Source organism: Allobosea sp. RIT-PG3_2, assembly GCF_057321085.1.
The window spans coordinates 210,575-235,941 of record NZ_JBXWCA010000005.1 but is presented as its reverse complement, the minus strand read 5'-3'; the positions used below and the strand labels follow the sequence as shown (position 1 = coordinate 235,941).

Below are 25,367 nucleotides of genomic sequence, written 5' to 3'. Positions count from 1 at the left end.
CGCGCTCAGCCTTTCATCATGTTGATGTCTTCCACCGCGATCGAGCCGCGGTTGCGGAAGTAGACGACGAGAATGGCGAGGCCGATCGCGGCCTCGGCCGCTGCCACCGTGAGCACGAGCAGCGCGAAGACCTGGCCGACGATGTCATTCATGAAGCTCGAGAAGGCGACGAAGTTCAGGTTGACCGAGAGCAGGATGAGCTCGATCGACATCAGGATGACGATGATGTTCTTGCGGTTGACGAAGATGCCGAGCACGCCGAGCGTGAACAGGATGGCGCTGACCGCGAGATAGTGGCCCAGTCCGATCGTCATCATGCCATCTCCTCCGGAACGCCGGCGCGCGAGGGCACCTGCTTGACCTCCATCGCCGCGTCCTTGGTGCGGGCGTTCTGGGTCGGGACATGCTGGCGCTTGATGCCGTGGCGCTCGCGCAGCGTCAGCACGATGGCGCCGATCATCGCGACGAGCAGCACGAGGCCGGCCGCCTGGAAGTAATAGACATACTGGGTGTAGAGCACTCGCCCGAGCGCCTCGGTGTTGGTGATGCCGGCGGGGATCGCGGCGACCGGCGCCTTGACGATATGCGGATCGATGACCCAAGCGCCGACGACCAGCAGCAGCTCGACCGCGAAGATGAAGCCGATCAGCGCGCCGATCGGCAGGTAGTTCAGGAAGCCCTGGCGGAACTCGGCGAAATCGACGTCGAGCATCATCACCACGAAGAGGAAGAGCACTGCGACCGCGCCGACATAGACGACGACCAGCAGCATCGCGAGGAACTCGGCGCCGAGCAGCATGAACAGCCCGGCCGCGTTGACGAAGGCCAGGATCAGGTAGAGCACCGAATGCACGGGGTTGCGCGAGGCCACCACCATGAAGGCGGATGCCACGGTCACCCCTGCGAAGAGATAGAAGAAAGCCGCTGCGGCATTCATCTCGGCCAGCCCTTTCCGCCCCTTTATGAAGCGGTCCTCGTTTGGTTCGTGCTCCGGGACTCGGTCCCGCAGCAATTTGGAGCGTCTATAATCAGCCCCGCCGGGCGGGACAACCGCGCGGGGGGTCTGTGAACTCAATCCCGCCCTTCAACGTCATCCCGGGCAAGCGAAGCGAAGACCCGGGATCCATCGTAAAGCGCGGGTCCCTCCGATGGATCCCGGATCGGCGCGGCTTCGCCGCTTGTCCGGGATGACGTCGGAGAGGCAAAAGTCACCGATAGGGCGCGTCCATCGCGATGTTGCGCGCGATCTCGCGCTCCCAGCGCGCGCCGTTCGCGAGCAGCTTGTCCTTGTCGTAGAACAGCTCCTCGCGGGTCTCGGTCGCGAACTCGAAATTCGGCCCCTCGACGATGGCATCGACCGGGCAGGCCTCCTGGCAGAAGCCGCAATAGATGCACTTCGTCATGTCGATGTCGTAACGGGTCGTGCGGCGCGTGCCGTCATTGCGGCGCGGACCGGCCTCGATGGTGATGGCCTGCGCCGGGCAGATCGCCTCGCAGAGCTTGCAGGCGATGCAGCGCTCCTCGCCGTTCGGATAGCGGCGTAGCGCATGCTCGCCACGGAAGCGCGGCGAGAGCTGGCCCTTCTCGAACGGGTAGTTCAGCGTCGCCTTCGGCTTGAAGAAGTAGCGCATCGACAGGCCGATAGCCCCGACGAACTCCTTCAGCAGCAGGCCCCTTGCGGCTTGCGCGAGTGACATCGCCTTCGTCCTTCCATCCTCAGCCGAACAGCGTCCGGCCGATCACGAAACCCAGGATCGGCATCAAGCCGATCGTCATTGCCATCAGCGCCCACCGCAGGATGCGGATGCGGCGCTCGTAATCGTCCTTCTCGGCCTCTGTCTCCGAGCGATCGGTGCGCCTGAGCGCCCCGATCACCACGGCCGAGATCAGCCGGTATTCCAGCAGGCCGAGCCCGAAGCCGATCAGGGCGCCGAGCGGGCCGGCCCAACTCATCCGGCGACCGGACCCCAGCCCGTCAGCTGCAGCACCAGCGCCACGATCACCACGCTGGCGAGCGAGAGCGGCAGGAAGACCTTCCAGCCCAGGCGCATCAGCTGGTCGTAGCGGTAGCGCGGCACGAAGGCCTTCACCAGCGCGAACATGAAGAACACCAGGCAGACCTTGAGCGCGAACCAGAACACGCCGGGCAGCCAGGTGAAGGGCGGCAGTGCGACCGGCGGCGCCCAGCCGCCAAGGAACAGGATCGTCGTCAGCGAGCACATGGTCATGATCGCCACGTATTCGCCGAGCATGAACAGCAGGTACGGCGTCGAGGAATACTCGACCATGAAGCCCGCCACGAGCTCCGATTCCGCCTCGGCCAGATCGAAGGGCGGCCGGTTCGTCTCGGCCAGCGCCGAGACGAAGAAGACGATGAACATCGGGAAGAGCGGCAGGAAATACCAATTGAGGATGCTGAGCCAGGGCACGCCCAGCGCATGCGCCAGGCCGCGGTTCTGCTGCGCCTCGACGATCGCCGAGAGGTTCAGCGAGCCGACGCAGAGCAGCACGGTGATGATGACGAAGCCGATCGAGACCTCGTAGGACACCATCTGCGCCGCCGAGCGCAGCGCGCTCATGAACGGGTATTTCGAGTTCGAGGCCCAGCCGGCCATGATGATGCCGTAGACGCCGAGCGAGGAGATCGCGAGGATGTAGAGCACGCCGACATTGATATCGGCGATCGCCCAGCCCTCGGCCACCGGGATCACCGCCCAGGCGCCCAGCGCCAGCAGGCAGGAGATGAAGGGTGCCAGCAGGAAGATGCCCTTGTTGGCGCCGGACGGGATGATCGGCTCCTTGAGCGCGAACTTGATCAGGTCCGCGAAGCTCTGGAACAGCCCCCAGGGACCGACGACATTCGGGCCGCGGCGCAGCTGCACCGCCGCCCAGACCTTGCGGTCGGCCAGCAGGATATAGGCGATGAAGACCAGCAGGCAGACCAGCAGCAGCAGGCTCTTGCCGAGGATGATCGCGATATCGAGGACGAGGTCCCAGTTCATGGCCGCTTACTCCGCCGCCTGCTGGTGCCGGCCGGAGGCCAGCGCCGAGCATTCCGCCATCACGGCGGAGGCACGCGCGATCGGGTTGGTCTGATAGAAGTCGCCGATGACCGGGGCGAACCCCGACTTGTCGGTCTTGCCGCCGAGGCCTGCGAGCTGGCCGATGCCAGCCGCATCATTGCCCGGCAGGACATCGAGCGCGGCGAAATGCGGATGCGCCTCGTAGAGCGCCTTGCGCAGGCCGGCGAGCGAGTCGAAGGGCAGAGTCTTGCCGAGAGCGGCCGAGAGCGCACGCAGGATCGCCCAGTCCTCGCGGGCATCGCCCGGCGGGAAGGTGGCGCGGTCGCCCATCTGCACCCGGCCTTCGGTGTTCACATAGGTGCCGGACTTCTCGGTATAGGCCGCGCCCGGCAGGATGACGTCGGCGCGATGCGCGCCCTTGTCGCCATGCGTGCCCTGGTAGACGACGAAGGCGCCTTCCGGCACCTCGATCTCGTCGGCACCGAGCAGGAAGAGCACGTCGAGCGCACCGGGCTGGAGCATGGCGGCAACGTCCAGGCCGCCTTCGCCGGGCACGAAGCCGAGATCGAGCGCGCCGACGCGGGAGGCCGCGGTGTGGATCACGCCGAAGCCGTTCCACTCGTCCGTCATGGCACCGAGCGCCTGCGCAGCCTTGGCCGCGAGCGAGAGCACCGCTTCGCCGTCGGCACGGGCGAGAGCGCCCTGCCCGACCAGCACCATGGGCCTGCCGCCCTTGGCCTCGGCCGATTTGACGATTTCGGCGAGCGTTTCGGGGCCGGCGCCGAGATAGTCGGAAGCGTAAGTGAGATCGGCCTTCTCGCCGATGACGCTGACCTTGAAATCGCCCCGCAGCCAGCGCTTGCGGATGCGGGCGTTCAGGATCGGCGCCTCACGACGCGGGTTCGAGCCGATGATCAGCAGCGAGGTCGCATCCTCGATGCCGGCGATGCCGGCGTTGAGGACGTAGGACGCGCGGCCGAATTTCGGGTGCAGCTTCGTACCGTCCTGGCGCGCGTCGAGATTGGCCGATCCGAGCGAGGCGATCAGCGCCTTCAGCGCGAAAATCTCCTCGACCGCCGCGAGGTCACCGGCGATGGCGCCGATCTTCTGGGGCGAGGCGGTCTTCACCTTGGCGGCGATGGCGGCGAAGGCTTCGTTCCAGCTCGCGGGGCGCAGCCGGCCGTTCTCGCGGATATAGGGCCGGTCGAGGCGCTGCGTGCGCAGGCCGTCGACGATGTGGCGGGTCTTGTCGGAGATCCACTCCTCGTTCACCGCCTCGTTGAGGCGGGGCAGGACGCGCATCACTTCCTTGCCACGCGAGTCGATGCGGATGGCCGAGCCGACCGCGTCCATCACGTCGATGCTCTCGGTCTTCGAGAGCTCCCAGGGCCGGGCCTTGTTCTGATAGGGCTTGGAGGTCAGCGCGCCCACCGGGCAGAGATCGACGACGTTGCTCTGCAGCTCCGAGCTCATCGCCTGCTCGAGATAGGTCGTTATCTCCATGTCCTCGCCGCGGCCGATCGCGCCGAGATCGGAGGCGCCGGCGACCTCGGTGGTGAAGCGGACGCAGCGCGTGCACTGGATGCAGCGCGTCATCGTCGTCTTGACCAGCGGGCCGATATACTTGTCCTCGACCGCGCGCTTGTTCTCGGCATAGCGCGAGGTGTCCGCGCCATAGGCCATGGCCTGGTCCTGCAGGTCGCATTCGCCGCCCTGATCGCAGATCGGGCAGTCGAGCGGGTGGTTGATGAGCAGGAACTCCATCACCCCTTCGCGCGCCTTCTTGACCATCGGCGACTTGGTCAGGACGACCGGCGGCTCGCCGTTCGGGCCGGGGCGCAGGTCCCGCACGCCGATGGCGCAGGAGGCCTGCGGCTTCGGCGGCCCGCCCTTCACCTCGACGAGGCACATGCGGCAGTTGCCGGCGATCGAGAGGCGCTCGTGGAAGCAGAAGCGCGGCACCTCGGCGCCAGCGGCCTCGCAGGCCTGGAGGACCGTGTACTCCGGCGGAACGTCGACCTCGATGCCGTCGATGAGGAGTTTCGTCATGGTCTCACTCCGCCGCCATCAGGCGCACAGGCTCGCTGTGCGGGTTGGCGGCATAGTCGTCGATGCGCTGCTCGATCTCGTGGCGGAAATGCGCGATCAGGCCCTGGATCGGCCAAGCCGCGGCGTCGCCGAGCGCGCAGATGGTGTGGCCCTCGATCTGCTTGGTGACGTCGAGCAGCATGTCGATCTCGCGCTTCTGGGCGCGGCCCTCGGCCATGCGCTCCATGACGCGCCACATCCAGCCCGTGCCCTCGCGGCAAGGCGTGCACTGGCCGCAGCTCTCATGTTTGTAGAAATGGCTGATGCGGGCGATGGCGCGGACGATATCGGTCGACTTGTCCATCACGATCACCGCCGCCGTGCCGAGGCCGGAGCGCAGCTTCGAGAGCGAGTCGAAATCCATCGGCGTGTCGATGATCTGCTCGGCCGGCACCATGCGCACCGAAGAGCCGCCGGGGATGACCGCCTTGAGATTGTCCCAGCCGCCGCGAATGCCGCCGCAATGCTTGTCGATCAGCTCGCGGAAGGGAATGCCCATCGCCTCTTCGACGTTGCAGGGCTTGTTCACATGCCCGGAGACGCAGAAGAGCTTGGTGCCGACATTGTTCGGCGTGCCGATCGAGGAGAACCAGGCCGCGCCGCGGCGCAGGATAGTCGGGGCGACCGCGATCGACTCGACGTTGTTCACCGTGGTCGGGCAGCCATAAAGGCCGACATTCGCCGGGAAGGGCGGCTTCAGCCGCGGCATGCCCTTCTTGCCCTCGAGGCTTTCGAGCAGCGCCGTCTCTTCGCCGCAGATATAGGCGCCGGCGCCGTGATGCACATAGAGATCAAAGGGATAGCCGTGGACGTTGTCCTTGCCGATGAGCTTGGCCTCATAGGCCTCGTCGACGGCACGCTGCAGCGCCTCGCGCTCACGGACATACTCGCCACGGATGTAGATATAGGCCGCGTTCGCACCCATGGCGAAGGAGGCGATCAGGCAGCCCTCGACCAGCGTATGCGGGTCGTTGCGCATGATCTCGCGGTCCTTGCAGGTGCCGGGCTCCGACTCGTCGGCGTTGACGACGAGATAGGATGGGCGCCCGTCGCTCTGCTTGGGCATGAACGACCATTTCAGCCCGGTCGGGAAGCCGGCGCCGCCGCGCCCGCGCAGGCCGGACTTCTTCATCTCGTCGATGATCCAGTCCCGGCCCTGCTCCAGGATGAACCTGGTGCCGTCCCAATGGCCACGCTGGATCGCACCCTTCAGGGAGCGGTCGTGAAGGCCGTAGAGATTGGTGAAGATGCGGTCGCGATCTGCGAGCATGTCCTAATGCCTCACTCTGCCGGCTTGTCGCCGCTCTTGGCGGTCTTAGCACGTGCCCGGGTGGGCTTCGGCTTGCCCTCTGCGGAAGGCGTATCCTGGGCGGCGCTGGTCGGCTGAGCCGGGTCGGACGGCTTCGGCCTGGCCGGCGCAGCGGTCTCGCTCGCCGGCTTGGCGGCGGCCGCCGGAGTAGCGTCCACCTTGGCCGCCTCGGCCTTCTTGGCTTCCGCCTCTGCGGCAGCCTTGGCAGCTGCGGCTTCCGCCGCAGCCTTGCGCTGCTCGGCGATGCGCTTCTGCCAATCGCCGGCGCCGATCATCGAGCCGTCATAGAGCGCCTTGTCGTTCAAGGTCTCGCCGCCGCCTTCCGGCTCGGAGCCGGTGCGGCCGTTCTGCGGGCCGGGATTGGTCGGGCGGCCGCTGCGCAGATCGTCGAGGAGCTGGCGGAAATTGGCGGGCGTCAGGTCTTCGTAATAGTCGACATTGATCTGCGCCATCGGCGCATTGCAGCAGGCGCCCAGGCATTCGACCTCGAGCCAGGAGAGCTTGCCGTCGGCGGTCACGGTCGATTGCGGGCCGATGACGTCCTCGCAGACCTTCTTCAGCGCTTCGGCGCCGCGCAACGCGCAGGGCGTCGTGCCGCAGAGCTGGACGAAATACTCGCCGACCGGCTGCAGATTGAACATGGTGTAGAAGGTCGCAACCTCCAGCACCCGCATCGGCGCCATGCCGAGGCGACGGGCGACGGTCTCGATCACGGCGCGCGACACCCAGCCCTCCTGCTCCTGCGCTTTCCACAGCAGCGGGATGACGGCCGAGGCCTGCCGGCCTTCCGGGTACTTGGCGATCTGCTGGTCGATCCAGTTCTCGTTCGCCGCGGTGAAGGCGAAGGAGGCAGGCTGGACCGGATCGGGCGCGAGACGACGGACGGACATATCAATTCACTCCACGCGCGTCATGCTTGGGCTTGACCCGAGCATCTCTGACTCGCTGGCAGATGGCGACGATTCTGCAAGAGACGGCTGAGGGACGGCTCACCGATCGACCTCCCCGAACACGATGTCCAGCGAGCCGAGGATCGCGGAGACGTCGGCGAGCATGTGCTTGCGGCACATGAAATCCATGGCCTGGAGATGGGCGAAACCCGGCGCCTTGATCTTGCAGCGATAGGGCTTGTTGGTGCCGTCGGAGACCAGATAGACGCCGAACTCGCCCTTCGGCGCCTCGACGGCGGCATAGACCTCGCCTTCCGGCACCTTGTAGCCCTCGGTGTAGAGCTTGAAGTGATGGATCAGCGCTTCCATCGAGCGCTTCATCTCGCCGCGCTTGGGCGGCACCATCTTGCCGTCGAGCGATGAGACCGGCCCGCCGCCATCGGCAGCCAGCAGCTTGTCGCAGCACTGCTTCATGATGCGCACGGACTGGCGCATCTCCTCCATGCGGATGTGGTAGCGGTCGTAGCAGTCGCCGTTCTTGCCGATCGGAATGTCGAATTCCATCTCCTCGTAGCACTCGTAGGGCTGCGATTTACGCAGGTCCCACGCCGCGCCGGAGCCGCGCACCATCACGCCCGAGAAGCCCCATTTCCAGCAGGTCTCGAGATCGACCACGCCGATATCGACATTGCGCTGCTTGAAGATGCGGTTGTCGGTCAGCAGCGTCTCGAGATCGTCGCAGACCTTGAGGAACGGGTCGCACCATTCGGCGATGTCGTGGATCAGCGAAACCGGCAGGTCCTGATGCACGCCGCCGGGGCGGACATAGGCCGCATGCATGCGCGAGCCCGAGGCGCGCTCGTAGAAGATCATCAGCTTTTCGCGCTCTTCGAAGCCCCAGAGCGGAGGCGTGAGCGCGCCGACGTCCATCGCCTGCGTGGTGACGTTGAGCAGATGCGAGAGGATGCGGCCGATCTCGGAATAGAGCACGCGGATGAGCTGGCCGCGGCGCGGCACGGTCACGCCGACGAGGCGCTCGACCGCGAGCGCATAGGCGTGCTCCTGGTTCATCGGCGCGACATAGTCGAGCCGGTCGAAATAGGGCACGGCCTGGAGATAGGTCTTGGCCTCGATCAGCTTCTCGGTGCCGCGATGCAGCAGGCCGATATGCGGGTCGACGCGCTCGACCACCTCGCCGTCGAGCTCCAGCACGAGGCGCAGGACGCCGTGCGCCGCCGGATGCTGTGGGCCGAAGTTGATCGAGAAGTTGCGGATGTTGTGCTCGGTCATTGCCGGCCTTCCTGCGCAGCGAAGAACTCTGCGACCACCTGCTCGCCTGTCTTGCGTCGCCGCTCGCCGGCGAAGGCATAGAGTTCAGGCTTTTCGTCGATGAAGATTTCCTCGGCAAAGGCGAGGCCGGGGGCATTGTCGAGGCTCGGGAACGCCACCGCGACATGCCCTTCGCCGGAACGCTGCCGCCAGAACAGGCTGGTGCCGCAATTGCGGCAGAAGACGCGCTCGCCCCACTCCGAGGAGTGATAGACACCGAGATGCGCCTCGTCCGCGACCGCGACATCCGTGCACGGCACCGTCATCAGCACGCCGCCGCTCCAGCGCCGGCACATGCTGCAATGACAGACGTCCATCTCCGCCTTCGCGGCGACCGCCGTGAAGCGAACGGAGCCGCAGAGACAACCGCCGGACAGTTTTTCCGTGCCAGCCGCCATCACGCGCCCTTCGCCTTCTCGTCGCCCGGCAGCACGTAATCCGTGCCTTCCCAGGGCGAGAGGAAATCGAAGTTGCGGAATTCCTGGTTAAGCTTCACCGGCTCGTAGACGACGCGCTTCTGCTCGTCGTCGTAGCGCACCTCGACGAAGCCGGTCAGCGGGAAGTCCTTGCGCAGCGGATAGCCCTCGAAGCCGTAGTCCGTGAGGATGCGGCGCAGGTCGGGATGGCCGGAGAACAGGATTCCGTAGAAGTCGTAGGCCTCGCGCTCGAACCAGTTCGCCGCCGGGAAGACGTCGATCACGGAGGGAACGGGCGTCGCCTCGTCGGTCTGGACCTTTACACGGACGCGGCGGTTATGGTGCGGCGCCAGCATATGGTAGACGACGTCGAAGCGCTTCTCGCGGCCGGGATAGTCGGCGCCGGCGATGTCGGTGAAGTTCACGAAGCGGAAGCGCGGATCGCTGTAGAGCGTCCGCAGTACCTCGACGATCGAGGCCGCTTCGGCATGGATCGTCAGCTCCTCGAAGGCGACGACCGCCTCCGTCACCGCGCCGGGCAGCGCGGCCTTGATCTCTTCGCCGAGTTGTACGAGCGCTTCGCTCATCGTCTCACCTTCATCGCCTGCAGCATCGACCGAAAGAGCGCTCAGCGCTCGATCGTGCCGGTGCGCCGGATCTTCTTCTGCAGCAGCAGCACGCCGTAGAGCAGCGCCTCGGCCGTCGGCGGGCAGCCCGGGACATAGATGTCGATCGGGACGATGCGGTCGCAACCGCGCACCACCGAATAGCTGTAGTGATAGTAGCCGCCGCCATTGGCGCAGGAGCCCATCGAGATGACGTAGCGCGGCTCCGGCATCTGGTCGTAGACCTTGCGCAGGGCCGGAGCCATCTTGTTGGTCAGCGTGCCCGCCACGATCATCACGTCGGACTGGCGCGGAGAGGCACGCGGCGCGAAGCCGAAGCGCTCGACGTCGTAGCGCGGCATCGAGAGCTGCATCATCTCGACGGCGCAGCATGCCAGGCCGAACGTCATCCACATCAGCGAGCCGGTGCGGGCCCAGTTGATCAGATCGTCGGTCGCGGTGACGAGGAAGCCCTTGTCGGCAAGCTCGTTGTTGATCTCGACGAAGAACGGGTCACGCGTGCCCATGGGCTTGCCGTCGGGGCCGAGCAGCCCCCTCGGTGCCGGCGCGACGAGCGGGTCGCCGCGATCGATCGCTGTGATTGCCATGAACTAAATCCTCGTGACCTTCAGCCTGTCAGATAGGAAGCGGAACGCCGCCTCGCGACCGGACAGTCAGTCCCACTCCAGCGCGCCCTTGCGCCACTCGTAGACGAAGCCCACGGTCAGGACGCCGAGGAACACCATCATCGACCAGAAACCATACCAGCCGAGGGTGCCGAAGGCGACGGCCCAAGGGAACAGGAAAGCGACTTCCAGATCGAAGATGATGAACAAAATCGCGACCAGATAGAACCGGACGTCGAACTTCATGCGCGCATCGTCGAAGGCGTTGAAGCCGCATTCGTAGGCCGAGAGCTTTTCCGCGTCCGGCTTCGAATAGGCGATCGCGAATGGGGCGATCAGCAGGGCCAGGCCGATGACCGCCGAGACGCCGATGAACAGCACCAGCGGCAGGTAGTCACTCAGGATGGATGGCACCGGAACAGCTTGCATGGTCGGACTCACTTCAGACGGCCGCGGGGCGACGCGCTGTCCCAGTCGCTTAGACCCTCGATTAGAATGAAGCAAGACTCCGCCGCGCCGCACAATTGCGCGAGTGGGTTGAATGCAGCGCAGAATGGGGCAGAATTCGCAGGCGCTCGGGCAGCGCTTCGGATATCCGGGGCGAAAATCGGCTCGAAACGCGTATTTGCAGCTCCGCGAGGATGGCACCAATCCGTTCACCGTGCCGAATCGTTGCGGCCCGGCGGGTGTTGCCTTCCGAAAGGCCTTCGATGTTTCGACCTTTTCCGCCCGCCCCCGAACCTGAACTCCCACAGGCACCGGCGGCATAATGAACCCTGCCTGCCTGCGCGCCCGTCTAGCCCCCGCGCTCTTCGTCCTGCTCTCCACGACGACGGCCATTGCCCAGGACGGCGAGCGCGTGCGCGCGCCGCTGCCGCCGCAGCGTCCCTTCGATCTCGATCTGGAAGGCACGCCGAAGCTGCCGGATATCGTCGTGCCATCGGCAGCGCCCACCACGACGGCCCCTTCGACTCGCAGCGCGGCTCAGGACACCCCGCCTGCCGCGCCGTCGACAGAGACTCCAGGCGCCCCCCCCGCATCGGCGACACCGCCCGCCGAAGGCACCCTGCCCGCGCCCGGCGAGCCGGACGACGACGAGGGCGTAGAATGGCCGAAGCTCACGCCTGGACAGAAGGCCGGCGCCGAGCCCGATTTCGACCCGAACGAGAAGCCCGAGCGGCCGGGTGTCTCGACCGATCCGGGCACCTCGATCGCCTGCCTGCCCGCCCCGCTGAAGCAGATCCTCGTGAAGATCGTCGACCGCTACGGCGCGGTGAAGGTGACCTCGACCTGGCGGCCGCCCTGGCGGGCGAGACGCGGCTCCTATCACAAGGGCTGCCAGGCCATGGACTTCCGCGTCCCGGGCGTGCGGCCGCGCGTCGTGCTGGAATGGGCCCGCAACCTGCCGGAGGTCGGTGGTCATCATGTCTACTGGAACGGGCTGATCCACATCGACACCGGCCCGCGCCGGCCCTGGTAGCGAGCGACGGCGCGCTTCAGCGCTCCACTCCGGTCATATCGGCAGCGGCGCATGGCCGGGGACCAGCCCTTCGGTCTTGAGATCGCTCCACAGGCCGGCCGGCACCGGCATGGTGACCAGATCGAGATTGCGTGCGATCTCGCCGGGCGTCACGGCGCCGAGCACGATGCTGGCGACGGCCGGATGGGCAGCGGCGAAAGCGAGAGCCGCTTGCGGCAGCGCCACACCATGCGCGGCGCAGACCGCCTCGATCCGGGCGACTCTGGCGAGGATCGCGGGCGGCGCCGGCTGATAGTTATAGTAGGCCCCTTCGCGGGCTCCGGTGGCGAGGATGCCCGAATTGAAGACGCCGGCCAGCATCACGGCGATCTTCTTTTCCAGAGCCAGCGGCAGGAAGCTATCGAGCGCGCCCTGCTCCAGCAGCGTGTAGCGCCCCGCCAGCATCATCACGTCGAAATCCCCGGCGCGGGCGAAACGCTCGCACATCTCGGCTTCGTTGACGCCGACTCCGATGGCCTTGACCGCGCCTGTCGCGCGCAGCTTTTCCAGCGCCTTGTAGGCGCCGCCCATCGCCTCGGCGAAGCGCTGCTCCATCATGTCGCCATGCGTCCAGACATCGACGTCGTGGATCAGCAGGATGTCGACATGGTCGGTGCCGAGCCGCAGGAGCGACTGCTCCAGCGAGCGCATCGCACCATCATAGGAGTAGTCGATCACGGCCGGATGCGGCAGGCCGCCGCGATAGCCCGAACCGTCATGCTTCGGCCCGCCGGGCTGCATCCAGCGCCCGACCTTGGTCGAGAGGATGACGCTCTCGCGCGGAACCGTGCGCAGCGCCGCGCCGATGCGGTGTTCAGACAGGCCGTGCCCGTAGAGCGGCGAGGTGTCGACGAGATTGATACCCGCCGCGAGCGCGGCAGCGACCGTCGCCTGTGCCGTGGCCTCGTCAAGATGGGCATAGAGATCGCCAAGCGGCGCACCGCCGAAGCCGATGAGGCTGGGCGTCATCCCGGCGATCGGCCGTCCGAGAGGAACGGTGCTAGCGGGGCTCTCGGTCATTGCGCCTCTACCGGGAGCTTCGGCAGTGCCGCCGATGCGATGGCCGAAACATCCGCCAGCAGCGCCACACCCCGGATCATCGTCATCCATTCTCCAATGAAACGGCTCAAGACTCCGATTACCTTTGCGGAGCAAGGCGCTTTCAGCAAGCAAAAATGCCCGAGGTAAAGCCTCTCTCGGCATCATCCTCTCTTAGCCAACCCCAGCGTCCGCGATGACGCCGGGCCTCATATCTTTCCCGCCGTAATGTTCGCACAAGCTAAGGGAGAGATTGTCGAGACGAGATCGTTTCGGTTTATGGGTACCTGATGCGCCTGCTGCTGGTGGAAGACGAACCGGAGTTGGCGGCCGCCTTGACGGCTGCGCTCCAACGGCATGACGCCGTGATCGACCATGTCGCGACGTTGGGTCTCGCCATGGCGGCGGTCGACGACCGGGTTCATGACGTCGTGATACTCGACCGCCAACTCCCGGATGGCGATGGCATCGGCCTCATCCGGCATGTGAGAGCGCGCGCCAGCAACGTGCCGGTCATCGTCCTGACAGCGCGTGGCTCCCTGCCGGAACGTGTCGACGGGCTCGATCACGGCGCGGACGACTACATCGCCAAGCCATTCGCCGTGGAGGAACTGCTCGCCCGTATCCGTGCGGTGCTCAGGCGGCCGGCGCAACGCCAGCCCATGCATATCCGGATCGGCCGGCTCGTCTTCGATCTCGACGGGCGCGAAGCGCGGATCGGCGAGACGCCGCTCGATCTGCGGCGCCGGGAATTGCTTGCGCTCGAGGCGCTGGTGCGCCGCCAGGGGCGCACCGTGCTGCGCAGCGCGCTCGAGGACGCGGTCTACAGCTACGACGACGAAATCGCCTCCAACGCCTTGGATTCGCACATCTCTCGCCTGCGCAAGAAGCTCGCCGACGCGGAAGCCGGCGTCGAGATCCACGGCATCCGCGGCGTCGGATACCTGCTGCGGCCCTGCGCATGAAACTGGGCTGGCCGCGCTCGCTGCGCCGCAGGCTGATCGTCCAGCTCCTGCTGTTCCAGATCGCCGTGCTGTTCGCCTTCGGCACCGCCTTCGTCGCCTACATCCTGCAGGTCGGCGAAGGCGTGTTCCTGATCAATCCCCAATTCGCCGAGGCGGCAGCCCGGGCGATCGTGCGTGAACCGGACGGCACCCTGCGCCTGCAGGAAACCGGGGAACTGGTCGAGCTGCGCCGCACGGCGCCGGACTTCTGGTTCGTGGCACGCAGCAGCCGTGGAGAAATCGTCGAGACCGGAGACGTCCCGGCGATCTACCGGACGATGGCGCGCCACCTCGACAGCATTTACTTCGTCGACATTCGCGACAGCCAGCCGCCCTTCACCTATCTCGCCGTGGCGCGGCGCGCCTCCGGGCCGGCCGGCGACTTCACGGTGATCGGCAAAGGCCCTGTCTTCAGCATGACTTTTGCCGTCCTGCTCCTGTCGAATCTGCTGATGATCCCGATCCTCATCCTCCTCGTGATCGTGACGGTCATCGTCATCCCCTGGATCGTCAGCCGCGCATTCTCCCGCGTCGCCGTGGTTGCGAAGGCGGCCGAGTTCATCGATGTCGACCGGCGTGGCTATCGTCTGCCCAGGGCCGACGTGCCGACGGAAATCCACCCTCTGGTCAGCGCGATCAACGGCGCATTGCAGCGGCTCGACGAGGGCTACGAGCGCCAGCGCCGCTTCATCCTCGATGCCGCCCACGAACTGAGGACCCCGATCGCCATTCTGCAGACCCGGCTGGACTCGATGCCCCCGGACGCGCTCAGGACGAAATTGCAGACGGATACGGCCCGGATCACCGGCCTTGCCGAACAGTTGCTGGACATGCAGCGCCTCAGCCATGACGAGACGCGCTTTCGCCATCTCGATCTCGTGGCCTTGTGCCGAACCGTCGTCGCCGACCTCGCCCCGCTGGCGATCGCCGGCGGCTACGAACTCTCCCTCGAAGGGGCCGATGCCCCCGTTGTCGTCGAAGGCGATTCAGGCTCTCTCGAGCGCGTCGTCACCAACCTGATCCAGAATGCGATCGAGCATGGCGGCGGCCGCGGCCGGATCCTCGTGAATGTCGAAGCCGCCGGCACCGTCGAAGTCATGGACGAGGGGCCAGGCGTTCCGGAAGCTGAACGCGACGCGATCTTCGAACCGTTTCACCGCCTGCAGCCACGCGACCATGGCGCCGGGCTGGGACTCAACCTCGTCCGCGAGATCGTGCATCGGCATGCAGGCCAGGTTTCGGTCGTCGAAAGCCCGCTCGGTGGAGCATGCTTCAGGTTGACACTGCCTCTCGTCGACGCGACAAAACAAAAGACTAAATAAATACTAACAAGAACGGCATTTTATCTAAAATAAATTCACAATAATCATGTAAATACTCAGGGCGTCCAATTTAGCTGCAATGCAGCGGCTCGACCATGAATGCATCGACGGCGCGTAAACATATCTCCTCCACGCGCCGGGATCGTCATGGAGAGTTCGATGTTTCGTTCCCTGTTTGCCTTCGCCATGGTCGGCGGCCTGTTGCCGCTGACGGCCAGCGCCGCCGATTTTCGCGGCCGTTATCAAAACCCGCCCGCGGAATACTATGAGCAACCCGCCTATCGCTGGCAGGGCTTCTATCTCGGCGCCCATGGCGGCCTCGCCTTCGGCAAGAGCTTCAGCTTCTCGTCCGACCGCAACGGCTTCGTCGGCGGTCTTCAGGGCGGCTACAACATGCAGTTCGGTCCGGCCGTCGCGGGCGTCGAGGTCGAGGGCTCGTACATGGGCGGCTCCGAGCGGCTCATCGACGGAGCCCGCGTCGAGCAGAACTGGCGCATTGCCGGCAAGGGGCGGCTCGGTCTCAGCTTCGATCGAACCTTGCTCTACGCCACGGCCGGCTATGCCATGACGGAGTTCGAAGCGCCGAGCGGCTCCGGCGTCTCGGACGGGTGGAAAGGCGGCTATCTCGTCGGCGCCGGTCTCGAGCAGGCCTTTGCGGGCGGTCTTTCGGCAAAGGCCGAGTACAACTACGTCAGCTCGAACGGGGTCAAGGCGATCCTGCCCTTCGGCCGTTCGGAAGGCTCCAATGGCGGCCATGTGCTCAAGGCGGGCCTCAACTATCGCTTCTGATGTCCGGAACTCGGCCCCTCCTCCCGAGGAGGGGCGAAGCGATAGGCTCAGGCTGACAGGCTTTCACCCATCGGAACGACCGGGCGTATCCAGGCGCAGGGTGACGCGCTTGACCGATATGTCATCCGGGTCGAAGGCGATCTCGAAGCCGAGGCTCTGGCAGAGCGTCAGCATCGGCCCGTTCTCCGCCAGCACCTGGCTATGAACGCGCCGGATGCCTTCGGCTCTGGCCCAGTCGATCATCAACAGCATCAATGCGCGGCCGAGGCCCATGCCTTTCAGGTCCGAGCGAAGCAGGATCGCGTATTCGGCCTCGACATGACCGGGGTCGGCATGCAGCCGGACCGCGCCGGCCGCCTCGCCGTTCTCGTCCTCGATGGCGAGGAACGCCATTTCCCGCGCATAGTCGAGCTGGGTCAGGCGCGCCAGGAACGTGTGGCTGAAGGATTTCAGCGGCGCGAAGAACCGTAGCCTCAGGTCCTCCGGGGTGACCCGGTTCAGCATCGCGCCGATCAGGAGTTCGTCCTCCGGCTTGATCGGGCGCACCGAAAAGCTGCGGTCACCCAGCATCAGCCGCCTTGTCCAGGCGGCAGGATACGGACGGATCGCCGGGCGGCGGCGGCGTGTGGGGTCTGGTTCGAGCGCGATGCGGGCATCGACCGCGATGGCGCCGTTCGCATCGGCAAGCACCGGGTTGAGATCGAGCTCCCGAATCTGCGGCAGCTCGGACGCCATCTGCCCCAGCGCGACCAGCACGGTGGCGACCGCCCGCCGGTCAGCGGCAGGCACGTCGCGATAGGCCGCCAGGATGCGCGAAACCCGCGTGCGCGAGATCAGGCTCTCGGCCGAAGCGAGATCAAGCGGCGGCAGCGCGACATGCGTATCGGCGATCAGCTCGGCCGCCGTGCCGCCACGGCCGAAGACGATCACCGGCCCGAAGCAGGCATCCGTGGCGAAGCCGGCGATCAGCTCCCGTGCCTTGGCGCGATGGGCCATCGGCTGCACCATGAAGCCGGCCAAGTCAGCCTCCGGTCGCAGCCGGCGGAGACGCTCTGTCATATTCTCTGCGGCCGCACGGACCGCGCCGACATTGGCCAGGTCCAGTTCGACGCCGCCGATATCGGATTTATGCGGAATGTCGGGAGAGACGATCTTGAGAGCGACCGTCCGCCCTGCACCGAATTGCACCTCTGCCGCCGCGACGGCCGCCTCGACATCCGGAGCAATGACGAGATCGAGCATGGGAATCCGGAACAGCGTGAGCAGCCGCGCGACCTCGTCCGGTTCGAGCCAGCTCCGATGTTCTCCGAGCGCCCGCTCGATGATCGCCTCCGCGGCGGCGACATCGGGCAGATATTGTTCGTCGATCGATGGCGGAGTCGCCATCAGCTCCTTGATCAGCCGGGCGTGGCGGGTGAGATGCTGGAACCCCACCACTGCTTCCTGTTCCGTGGAGAATGAGGGAATCCCGGCTGCGGCGAAGATCGCTGCAGCGCTTTCGCCCGCGCCGATCCATGCCGCGAGGACGGGTTTGGTCCGAGAGGTGCCGCGAGCGCTGGCGACCGCGCGGGCGCAATCCAGCGGATCGGCGGGAGCAACCGGCGCGTTGAGCGCGAGCACCGCATCGACCGTCTCTTCCGCCAGCAGGCGAGAGACCGCGTCGTGATAATCCTGCGCGCTGCGGACGATCTCGGGCTCCGCGCGCGGTAGCTGCGCGCCTCCGGCCTGACGGAATCGGCCGGCGGCGAGGGCTGCAAGTCCTTCGCCGTTGCTCACGATGGCGAGCCGGCCGGCAGCGGCCGCACGCGTACGCCCGAGCGTCTCCGCCGCCGCGAAGAGCTCGTCGAGATCGTTCACACGCAGCAGTCCGGCCCGATGAAAGGCCGCGTCATGCGCGCCATCGCTCGTGACGATCAACCCGGCATGGGTCAGGGCAGACGACGCAACCTCCAGGCGCGGCGGTCGCAGCACGAGCACGGGCTTGATTCGCGCGGCAGCCCGCGCCGAGGACAGGAAGCGCCCGGCATCGGTGACGTCGTCGATGGCCAGCAGGATGGTGCGCGTCACCGGATCCGCCGCGAAATGATCGAGGCAGTCGGCGATATCGACATCGGCCCCCTCGCCCACCACCACGGCTCCGGACAGGCCGATCTCGCGCCGCGCGGCCCAGGCCAGGATGCCCGCAGCCACGGAGTTGGACTGCGCGACCAGCGCGAGCGTTCCCGCGGAAAGCTGTACGGGCACCGCGGTCGCGTTGAGGCCGAGGCGCGGCGCGGCGATGCCGAGAGATGACGGCCCGACCAGTCTCATGCCGGCCGCGCGGGCGGCCACGCGCAGGCGGGCGCGGTCGGCAGCCTCCCCGTCTGGTACAAGCAAACCAGCGCATCCGCGTTGTGTCGCCGCGGCCAAGGTCCTCTCCGCAGCCTCGCTGGAGGCGATGACGAGATCGGTCGGGGGCATCGATGGCAGCTCGTCCACCCCCGCGAGCACGACCAGATTGCCGCGATATCCCCCGGCACGGATTTGCCTCGCCAGCTCATCCGTTTCGGCAGACCCGCCGATCACGGTCGTCGTGGCGGGCTCGAGAAGGCGCTTGATCAAGGCGAGCGTCATCGGTCGGCCACGTCCGTTGCGGTTCCGCCATCTGACACGATCCCGGCCGGTTCGGCCAAGCCGTTCTCAACTGATTCCATGCGAACCGGAGCTGTTTTCGTCGCTGACGAGGGCGAGACGACGCATCGCCCGCAGAATCGGCCCCGCGCATTCTGCGCTGCACGCCGGGTCCGTCTGCGCAATGTCATTTGCTATTGCCCTGCGCTGCGCAATTGGCCAAGACACCGGAACGATCCCCCACTGGTTTGCTCGATGCCGATTTCCCAGGCGTTCTTCCGACGCTCGAACGCCTTTCTGTTGGCCGTCGGCATCGCCGTACTGGTCATCATCGTTTCGACCTCGCTGTGGCTTACGACCGCCAGCGAGCGCTATTTCGGCGAGGTCACGGCGGCGCGCGCGGTTCGCAGCGCTTCTGCCGATCTGCTTTCGCGCGTTCAGGATGCCGAGACGGGACAACGCGGCTATCTGCTCACCCGCGACGAGAGTTATCTCGAGCCCTATACGGCTGCAGTCGCCAATCTGCCGGATAACAAGGCGCGGCTTGAACGGGCGGTTGCAAACCTGCGCGAGGTCGAGCCGAACGTAAAGCGGCTGTCGAGCCGCCTCGACCAGAAGATGGCGGAGCTCGCATCGACGCTCGCGCCGGCGCGCAACGGCGATTTCGAAGCGGCACTCGCCGTGGTCGGAACCGGAGCCGGCAAGCAGCTGATGGACGAGATCCGGACTGACCTCGCGGCGATCCTGAACAAGTCCGAAGCGGAACTGCGGGAGGCGATGGACGCCCAGATCACGGCCTCCACCCGGCTGCGCTGGACGACGATCATCGGCGCCATCCTGATCCTGGCGATGGCAGGCGCGGCAAGCTGGACGATCATCAGCTACACGCGCGAGCTGGTCGCCACCCGCCGCGAGGTCGAGACACTCAATGTCGGCCTGGAGGAGCGGGTCCGCCAGCGAACCGATGCGCTCGTGAAGGCGAATGAGGAGGTCCAGCGCTTCGCCTACATCGTGACGCATGACCTGCGGGCGCCGCTCGTCAACATCATGGGCTTCACCAGCGAGCTGGAGGCGATGTTCAAGCCGATCGACACCTATGTCGCCGCCGGCCCAGCCGCCTCGCCCGAGCAGAAGGCCGAAGCCGAGGAAGCGCTGCGCGTCGACGTGACCGAGGCGATCGGCTTCATCCGGTCCTCGACCCGCAAGATGGACGGGCTGATCAACGCCATCCTCAAGATCTCGCGCGAAGGGCGCAGGGAGCTGCGTATCGAGAGCGTCGATCTTACGGCGCTGATCGAGGCCGCAGCCGCAGCGGTCCATCACCAGGCGAGCGACGAGGACGGCGGCGGAATCACGATCGACTCCCAGGCGCCGCGCATCGTCAGCGACCGCCTTTCGCTCGACCAGATCATGGGCAATCTCCTCGACAACGCCATCAAGTATCGGGCGCCGGAGCGGCCGATCCAGATATCCGTCCGGACGCGGCGCGAGCGCGGCGGCTGGGTCAGAATCGAGATCGAGGACAATGGCCGCGGCATCGCGGCCAGCGACCGCGAGCGCATTTTCGAGCTGTTCCGCCGGTCCGGCGTCCAGAACACCGCCGGCGAGGGAATCGGCCTCGCCCATGTGCGGACGTTGGTGCGCAATCTGGGCGGCGACATCGGCGTGCGCTCAGAACTTGGAAAGGGCACGACCTTTACGGTCACCCTGCCGCCGGACCTTGCGGCCTACAAACGGAGTGCCGAAGCGTGACCAACGGAAAACCCGTATCGATCGTCATGATCGAGGATGACGAGGGCCATGCCCGCCTCATCGAGAAGAACATTCGCCGTGCGGGGGTCAGCAACGAGATCATCCCCTTCGCCAACGGAACGGATGCGCTGAATTATCTGCTGGGTCCGGACGGCTCCGGCAGCGTCAGCGCCGGCCGCCAGTTGCTGATCCTGCTCGACCTGAACCTGCCCGACATGGGCGGCGTCGACATCCTGGAGAAGGTCAAGGCGAACATCCACACCAAGCGCTCCCCCGTCGTCGTGCTGACAACGACGGACGACAGCCGCGAAATCCAGCGCTGCTACGATCTCGGCGCCAACGTCTACATCACCAAGCCCGTCGACTATGACGGCTTCGCCCATGCGATCCGCCAGCTCGGGCTGTTTTTCGCCGTCATTCAGGTCCCGGAAACACCATGACCACCTTGCGTGGCCGCTGCTGATGCCGAATCGGCCCATCAACGTTCTGTATATCGACGACGACGCCACGCTCGGACGGCTCGTGCAGCGCATGCTGGCGCGCCATAGCTACGTCGTCGAGCATGTCGAGACCGCCGAGGCCGGCCTTGCTCGCGCCGCTGCAGGAGAGCTGGACGTGGTCATCCTCGACCACGACCTCGGCACGGCCTCGGGCCTCGACGTTCTGGCGGCACTCGCGACCAGCGAAGCCCCCCTGCCCGTGATCTATGTGACGGCATCTTCGGAGCTGTCGATCGCTGTCACCGCCCTGAAGGCGGGCGCGATGGACTACGTCGTCAAGACGGTCGGCGAGGATTTCGAGATCCTGCTGACCTCGGCGCTGGAGCATGCCGTCGCCAAGGCCCGCCTGACGCGGGCGCGCGAGCAGGCCGAGCGGGATGTCCGCGCGGCGCGTGACCGCGCCGTCATGCTGCTGGCCGAGGTCAACCATCGCGTCGCCAACAGCCTGTCGCTCGTCGGCTCGCTCGTCAGGATGCAGGCCAATTCCGTGGAGGACCCCGGCGCCAAGGCCGCCCTCGCCGAGACGCAGGCTCGCATCACCGCGATCGGCAACCTGCACCGCAGCCTCTACACCTCGGATGATGTCCGGGCGGTCGATCTCGCCGGCTATCTCCGTTCGTTGCTTGACGAATTCGCCCAGTCGCTGGGCAGCTCCGGCCAGATGCCGACCATCCGGTTCGACGCCGAGCCGGTGCTGGTGAAGACCGACAAGGCGATCTCGATCGGGCTGATCGCGACCGAGCTCGTCACCAATGCGCTCAAATACGCCTATCCGAACGGCGAGGGCGAAGTGCGCGTGAGCCTGTCCTCCACGGCTGACAGAGCCACGCTGAAGGTGCTCGATGACGGGATCGGCTGGAACGGCTCGGGCACGGTGAAGGGAACGGGTCTCGGCAGCAAGATCGTCCGCGCGATGGCGAAAAGCCTGGGCACCGAGCTTCGCTACGACGACACCGGCGGCCGCGGCACGCAGGCCGTCATGGAGCTGTCGCTGGCCGAGATTGCCCCTGCCCCCGCCGAAGCGGATTGAGCGGACGGCTGTCCCAAGCGGGGGCAAGCCCTCAAGCGCTCCGTAACAGTTACAAGCTTTCTGACCAGAGCCGGATGTAGTTCGATGTCCGTCGCGATGACACATGCGGCGAGGCACATCATGGATCAATCCGTCTCATCTCCAGTGCCCGTCACGAGACGGAAAACCCTTGCCGCAGCCGCTTTCGTGTCCATGGGGCTTGCCTTCGGCGTCGGCCCCGTCGCGGCGCAGGCCGATCCGCTTCCATCCTGGAACGAGGGCAGCGCCAAGCAGGCGATCAAGGCCTTCGTCGAGAAGGTCACCAAGGAAGGCGGCCCGGACTTCGTTCCGGTGGCAGAGCGCATCGCGACCTTCGACAATGACGGAACGCTCTGGTCGGAGCAGCCGAACTACTTCCAGGGCATGTTCCTGGTCGACCGGGTCAAGGCGCTGGCGCCCGGCAAGCCGGAATGGCAGACGCAGGAGCCCTTCAAGTCGCTGCTTGCCGGGGATCTGAAGGGAGTCGCCGCCACCGGCGTCAAGGGCATCGAAGAACTCCTCATGGCGACCCATGCCGGCATGGACAGCGCCGAGTTCGAGCGGATCGTCAGGGAGTGGATGGCGAACGCAAGGCATCCGAAGTTCAACCGGCCCTACAACCAGCTCGTCTACAAGCCGATGGTCGAGCTGCTCGCCTATCTCAGGGCAAACGGCTTCAAGACCTATATCGTGTCCGGCGGCGGGCTGGAGTTCATGCGCCCCTGGGTCGAGGCCGCCTACGGCATCCCACCCGAACAGGTCGTCGGGTCGAGCATCAAGCTCAAATACGAGCTCTCCGGCGACAAGCCGGCCCTGCAACGGCTGCCCGAGGTCGACTTTGTCGACGACGGCCCGGGCAAGCCCGTCGGCATCGCCAAATTCATCGGCCGGCGACCGGTCTTCGCCGCCGGCAACTCCGACGGCGATCTGCAGATGCTGCAGTGGACGACCCTCAACACCGGCCCGCGCTTCGCGCTCATCGTTCACCACACCGACGCCGAGCGCGAATATGCCTATGATCGCCAATCCCATATCGGAAAGCTCGACAAGGCCTTGGACGAAGCTCCGTCGAGGGGCTGGCTGGTCGTCGATATGAAGAACGACTGGAAGACGGTCTACGGCCCGTAAGCGCCACCCGAAACGGTCCAGCGACGATACCGAATGGAGATGCGGACGCACGTCGACCTCGGCGCAGGACCTCCTTGCATCTTGGTGACGGCGCCTCGATGCGGCTAAGAGTGGCCTCGGCGAAAGTTTCGGGGCCATCAGGATGAATAGCCGCCAGATCGAGGTCTTCGCCGCCGTGATGAAGGCGGGGACCATCTCGCGCGCGGCCGAGATCCTCGGGGTCACCCAGCCCGGTATCAGCCGGCTGATCGCAGAGCTCGAAAGATCGCTGGGCTTCGCGCTGTTCGACCGCGTGCGCAACCGGATCGTGCCGACGCCGGAAGGGCGAACCTTCTTCGCGGAAGTCGAAGCCAATTTCCGGGGCATGGACAGGCTGCGGGCGAGCGCCGCCCGTATCCGGGACTACGGCGCCGGGCAACTGCGCGTCGCCACCCTGTCGGCCCTGAGTTCCTCGATCGTGCCGAATGCCGTGCTGCGCTTCCGCCATCTGCGCCCGGACGCCACGGTGACGCTCATGGTCCTGCCGTCGCGCGATGTCAGGGACGGCATCGCCGCCGGCACCTTCGACGTGGGCCTCGCCGCCGACGAGATCGATGTGACCGGCGTGGTGCATCAGCCCTTCGTCCAGCCGCGTGCTCTCTGCGCCATCCCGCTCGGCCACCCCTTGGCGGAGCGGGAGACGATCGGCCCGCATGACCTGTCGGGCGTCGACTTCGTCGCCTATGTGCCGGAGGATCGCGCGCGCCAGCGCTTCGACATGATCATGTCGGAGGCAGGCGCGGCGCCACCCCGCGTGGTCGTCGAGACGATCTACGCCGCGACGGTCTGTGCGTTGGTGTCGGAGGGCGTCGGCGTCGGGCTGGTCAGCCCCTATGCGATCGCCGGCCATGACCAGCGCCGCCTCGTCCTGCGGCCCTTCGAACCGGCAGTGCAGAGCCGCAGCCTGCTCATTCTCCCTCCCGACAGGCCGAAGTCGCAGCTCGTGCGCGATTTCATCGACTGCCTCATGGAAGCCCGCTGACGAGGTATAATAATTCGGCATCGAGCTATGCCTTGGCTCGAATTGTAACGCGCTGCTGCGCCGCTACCCTTGCCTGAACGCGTTTTGAAGAGCGCGACGACACCGCCCGGCAAGGGAAACGACCATGCACGACCTGACACTTTGCGTTCACCACCCCCGCGTCAACGAGGACGGCTACGCCAGCCTCGCCGTGCCGACACACCGCGCCTCGACCATCGTCTATCCCGACGCCAAGACTTTCGCCGCGCGCAAATATCGCGGCTTCGACGGCTATACCTATGGGCTGCACGGCACCCCGACGACCCGGACGCTGGAGGCGCAGCTCACCGCGCTCCATGGCGGCGTGCGCACGGTGCTCGTCCCCTCGGGCCAAGCTGCCGTCACCATCGTCATGCTCTCGGTGCTGATGCCGGGCGACAAGGTGCTGATCCCCGATCATGTCTACCCGCCGGTGCGCAGCTTCTGTGCCGAATATCTGGCGCCGCGCGGCATCGCCTATGGCGTCTACGATCCGCTGATCGGCTCAGGGATCGCCGATCTCATCGACGAGACCGTCAAGCTGGTCTGGGTCGAGTCGCCGGGCTCCGGCACGATGGAGGTGCAGGATGTGCCGGCCATTGTCGCAGCGGCCAAGGCAAAGGGCGCGCTGGTCGGCTGCGACAACACCTGGGCGACACCGCTGATCTTCAAGCCGCTGGAGCATGGCGCCGATTTCGCCTGCGAGGCGCTGACCAAATATGTCGGCGGCCATTCCGACCTGCTGCTCGGCTCGGTCACGGTCAAGGACATGGCGTTGCGCGAAAAGATGAAGGAGACGCTGCGCGCCTTCGGCGTCGGCGTCTCGCCCGACGAATGCCAGCTCGCTCTGCGTGGCATCGAGACCATGGGCCTGCGCGTCGCCCATATGGGCAAAGTCTCGGAGGATTTCGCGCGCCGGCTGACGAAATCGCCCGCGGTCGAGACCGTGCTGCATCCCGCCCTGCCCTCCTGCCCCGGCCACGATATCTGGAAGCGCGACATGGGCCGCTCCTCGGGCGTGTTCAGCGCCGTGCTGAGGCCGGTCGCGGAGGCAACGCTCGAAGCGGCGCTGACCGCGCTCAAGGTCTTCGCCATCGGCGCCTCATGGGGCGGCACGCGCAGCCTCATCGCCCCGATGGCCGTGGCTGGCGACCGCACGGTCAATCCCTGGACCTACGAGGGCACGGTCCTGCGCATCAGCATCGGACTGGAGGATCCCGACGACCTCTGGAACGACCTCGATGCCCTGCTCGTGAAATTGGAAAGAGTGCCGGCGGCCAGCGCCGCCTGAAGCCAACGACAGAAAAAGGAAAGCGAACGCGGCGGGCCGTT

25 protein-coding genes are annotated in these 25,367 nt (G+C 66.2%); 10 read left to right on the top strand and 15 right to left on the bottom strand.

Annotation, left to right across the window (positions count from 1 at the left end):
• Positions 1-5: 5 nt before the first annotated feature.
• From nuoK to AC2FAN_RS16790, 13 genes are all read right to left on the bottom strand, one after another.
• Positions 6-314: an NADH-quinone oxidoreductase subunit NuoK gene (nuoK, locus tag AC2FAN_RS16850; protein WP_265053610.1), complete on the bottom strand. Its 309-nt coding sequence runs from the start codon at positions 312-314 to the stop codon at positions 6-8.
• The gene (locus AC2FAN_RS16845; protein ID WP_265053611.1) at positions 314-937 is read right to left on the bottom strand and encodes an NADH-quinone oxidoreductase subunit J; all 624 of its coding nucleotides are present in this window, start codon (positions 935-937) and stop codon (positions 314-316) included. Before AC2FAN_RS16845 ends, nuoK begins: the two co-directional genes overlap by 1 nt.
• A 271-nt stretch (positions 938-1,208) precedes the next feature.
• The gene (gene nuoI, locus AC2FAN_RS16840) at positions 1,209-1,697 is read right to left on the bottom strand and encodes an NADH-quinone oxidoreductase subunit NuoI (protein WP_038367698.1); all 489 of its coding nucleotides are present in this window, start codon (positions 1,695-1,697) and stop codon (positions 1,209-1,211) included.
• 19 nt (positions 1,698-1,716) lie between these two features.
• A complete protein-coding gene (locus tag AC2FAN_RS16835) occupies positions 1,717-1,953 on the bottom strand; it encodes a hypothetical protein (protein WP_265053612.1) in 237 nt (78 codons plus the stop codon).
• On the bottom strand, positions 1,950-3,002 hold the full coding sequence (gene nuoH / locus AC2FAN_RS16830) for an NADH-quinone oxidoreductase subunit NuoH (protein WP_265053613.1): 1,053 nt from the start codon (positions 3,000-3,002) through the stop codon (positions 1,950-1,952). The genes AC2FAN_RS16835 and nuoH overlap by 4 nt, the downstream gene beginning before the upstream one ends.
• A 6-nt stretch (positions 3,003-3,008) precedes the next feature.
• Positions 3,009-5,072 carry an NADH-quinone oxidoreductase subunit NuoG gene (gene nuoG / locus AC2FAN_RS16825; RefSeq protein WP_485175503.1) on the bottom strand — a complete coding sequence of 688 codons (2,064 nt, stop codon included), beginning with the start codon at positions 5,070-5,072 and terminating at the stop codon, positions 3,009-3,011.
• Positions 5,073-5,076: 4 nt separating this feature from the next.
• Positions 5,077-6,381, bottom strand: a complete 1,305-nt coding sequence (gene nuoF, locus AC2FAN_RS16820) for an NADH-quinone oxidoreductase subunit NuoF (protein WP_485175501.1) — start codon at positions 6,379-6,381, stop codon at positions 5,077-5,079.
• A gap of 11 nt (positions 6,382-6,392) precedes the next feature.
• On the bottom strand, positions 6,393-7,310 hold the full coding sequence (gene nuoE, locus AC2FAN_RS16815) for an NADH-quinone oxidoreductase subunit NuoE (protein ID WP_265053617.1): 918 nt from the start codon (positions 7,308-7,310) through the stop codon (positions 6,393-6,395).
• A 99-nt stretch (positions 7,311-7,409) separates the two neighbouring features.
• Positions 7,410-8,600 (bottom strand): NADH-quinone oxidoreductase subunit D, encoded by a 1,191-nt coding sequence (locus AC2FAN_RS16810; protein ID WP_265053618.1) that lies wholly within the window; start codon positions 8,598-8,600, stop codon positions 7,410-7,412.
• Positions 8,597-9,037: a GFA family protein gene (locus AC2FAN_RS16805; RefSeq protein WP_485175499.1), complete on the bottom strand. Its 441-nt coding sequence runs from the start codon at positions 9,035-9,037 to the stop codon at positions 8,597-8,599. Before AC2FAN_RS16805 ends, AC2FAN_RS16810 begins: the two co-directional genes overlap by 4 nt.
• Entirely contained in the window at positions 9,037-9,642 is a 606-nt protein-coding gene (locus AC2FAN_RS16800; RefSeq protein WP_265053620.1) for an NADH-quinone oxidoreductase subunit C, read from the bottom strand. Before AC2FAN_RS16800 ends, AC2FAN_RS16805 begins: the two co-directional genes overlap by 1 nt.
• 41 nt (positions 9,643-9,683) lie before the next feature.
• A complete protein-coding gene (locus AC2FAN_RS16795) occupies positions 9,684-10,268 on the bottom strand; it encodes a NuoB/complex I 20 kDa subunit family protein (RefSeq protein WP_265053621.1) in 585 nt (194 codons plus the stop codon).
• A 66-nt stretch (positions 10,269-10,334) separates the two neighbouring features.
• Positions 10,335-10,715, bottom strand: coding sequence for an NADH-quinone oxidoreductase subunit A (locus tag AC2FAN_RS16790; RefSeq protein WP_442864984.1), 381 nt, complete (start codon positions 10,713-10,715; stop codon positions 10,335-10,337).
• A 340-nt stretch (positions 10,716-11,055) separates the two neighbouring features.
• Here AC2FAN_RS16790 and AC2FAN_RS16785 point away from each other — a divergent pair, with 340 nt between their 5' ends.
• Positions 11,056-11,766 (top strand): YcbK family protein, encoded by a 711-nt coding sequence (locus AC2FAN_RS16785; RefSeq protein WP_485175496.1) that lies wholly within the window; start codon positions 11,056-11,058, stop codon positions 11,764-11,766.
• A 33-nt stretch (positions 11,767-11,799) separates the two neighbouring features.
• Here AC2FAN_RS16785 and AC2FAN_RS16780 read toward each other — a convergent pair whose 3' ends face one another.
• Positions 11,800-12,774, bottom strand: coding sequence for an aldo/keto reductase (locus tag AC2FAN_RS16780; protein WP_485175494.1), 975 nt, complete (start codon positions 12,772-12,774; stop codon positions 11,800-11,802).
• Positions 12,775-13,133: 359 nt separating this feature from the next.
• Between AC2FAN_RS16780 and AC2FAN_RS16775 the strand changes: the two genes are divergently transcribed.
• The 3 genes from AC2FAN_RS16775 (at position 13,134) to AC2FAN_RS16765 (ending at position 15,958) form a co-directional block, all read left to right on the top strand.
• Positions 13,134-13,808, top strand: a complete 675-nt coding sequence (locus AC2FAN_RS16775) for a response regulator transcription factor (RefSeq protein WP_485175492.1) — start codon at positions 13,134-13,136, stop codon at positions 13,806-13,808.
• Positions 13,805-15,169, top strand: coding sequence for a sensor histidine kinase (locus tag AC2FAN_RS16770; protein ID WP_485175490.1), 1,365 nt, complete (start codon positions 13,805-13,807; stop codon positions 15,167-15,169). The genes AC2FAN_RS16775 and AC2FAN_RS16770 overlap by 4 nt, the downstream gene beginning before the upstream one ends.
• A 159-nt stretch (positions 15,170-15,328) precedes the next feature.
• Positions 15,329-15,958: an outer membrane protein gene (locus AC2FAN_RS16765; protein WP_476805644.1), complete on the top strand. Its 630-nt coding sequence runs from the start codon at positions 15,329-15,331 to the stop codon at positions 15,956-15,958.
• A gap of 63 nt (positions 15,959-16,021) precedes the next feature.
• On the opposite strand, the gene AC2FAN_RS16760 is transcribed toward AC2FAN_RS16765, so the two are convergent.
• On the bottom strand, positions 16,022-18,571 hold the full coding sequence (locus tag AC2FAN_RS16760; RefSeq protein ID WP_476805645.1) for a bifunctional acetate--CoA ligase family protein/GNAT family N-acetyltransferase: 2,550 nt from the start codon (positions 18,569-18,571) through the stop codon (positions 16,022-16,024).
• Between the two features lie 252 nt (positions 18,572-18,823).
• On the opposite strand from AC2FAN_RS16760, the gene AC2FAN_RS16755 reads away from it, so the two are divergent.
• The 6 genes from AC2FAN_RS16755 to metC all read left to right on the top strand — a co-directional run bounded on the left by AC2FAN_RS16755 (position 18,824) and on the right by metC (position 25,326).
• Positions 18,824-20,320 carry a sensor histidine kinase gene (locus AC2FAN_RS16755; protein WP_485175488.1) on the top strand — a complete coding sequence of 499 codons (1,497 nt, stop codon included), beginning with the start codon at positions 18,824-18,826 and terminating at the stop codon, positions 20,318-20,320.
• Positions 20,321-20,346: 26 nt separating this feature from the next.
• The gene (locus tag AC2FAN_RS16750) at positions 20,347-20,760 is read left to right on the top strand and encodes a response regulator (RefSeq protein WP_476805725.1); all 414 of its coding nucleotides are present in this window, start codon (positions 20,347-20,349) and stop codon (positions 20,758-20,760) included.
• 22 nt (positions 20,761-20,782) lie between these two features.
• The gene (locus tag AC2FAN_RS16745; protein ID WP_476805647.1) at positions 20,783-21,850 is read left to right on the top strand and encodes a histidine kinase dimerization/phosphoacceptor domain -containing protein; all 1,068 of its coding nucleotides are present in this window, start codon (positions 20,783-20,785) and stop codon (positions 21,848-21,850) included.
• 192 nt (positions 21,851-22,042) lie between these two features.
• Entirely contained in the window at positions 22,043-22,996 is a 954-nt protein-coding gene (locus AC2FAN_RS16740) for an HAD family hydrolase (protein WP_485175691.1), read from the top strand.
• A 142-nt stretch (positions 22,997-23,138) separates the two neighbouring features.
• Positions 23,139-24,017, top strand: coding sequence for a LysR substrate-binding domain-containing protein (locus AC2FAN_RS16735; protein ID WP_485175486.1), 879 nt, complete (start codon positions 23,139-23,141; stop codon positions 24,015-24,017).
• Between the two features lie 124 nt (positions 24,018-24,141).
• Complete coding sequence (gene metC / locus AC2FAN_RS16730) at positions 24,142-25,326, top strand: cystathionine beta-lyase (RefSeq protein ID WP_485175484.1); 1,185 nt, start codon at positions 24,142-24,144, stop codon at positions 25,324-25,326.
• Positions 25,327-25,367 lie beyond the last annotated feature (41 nt).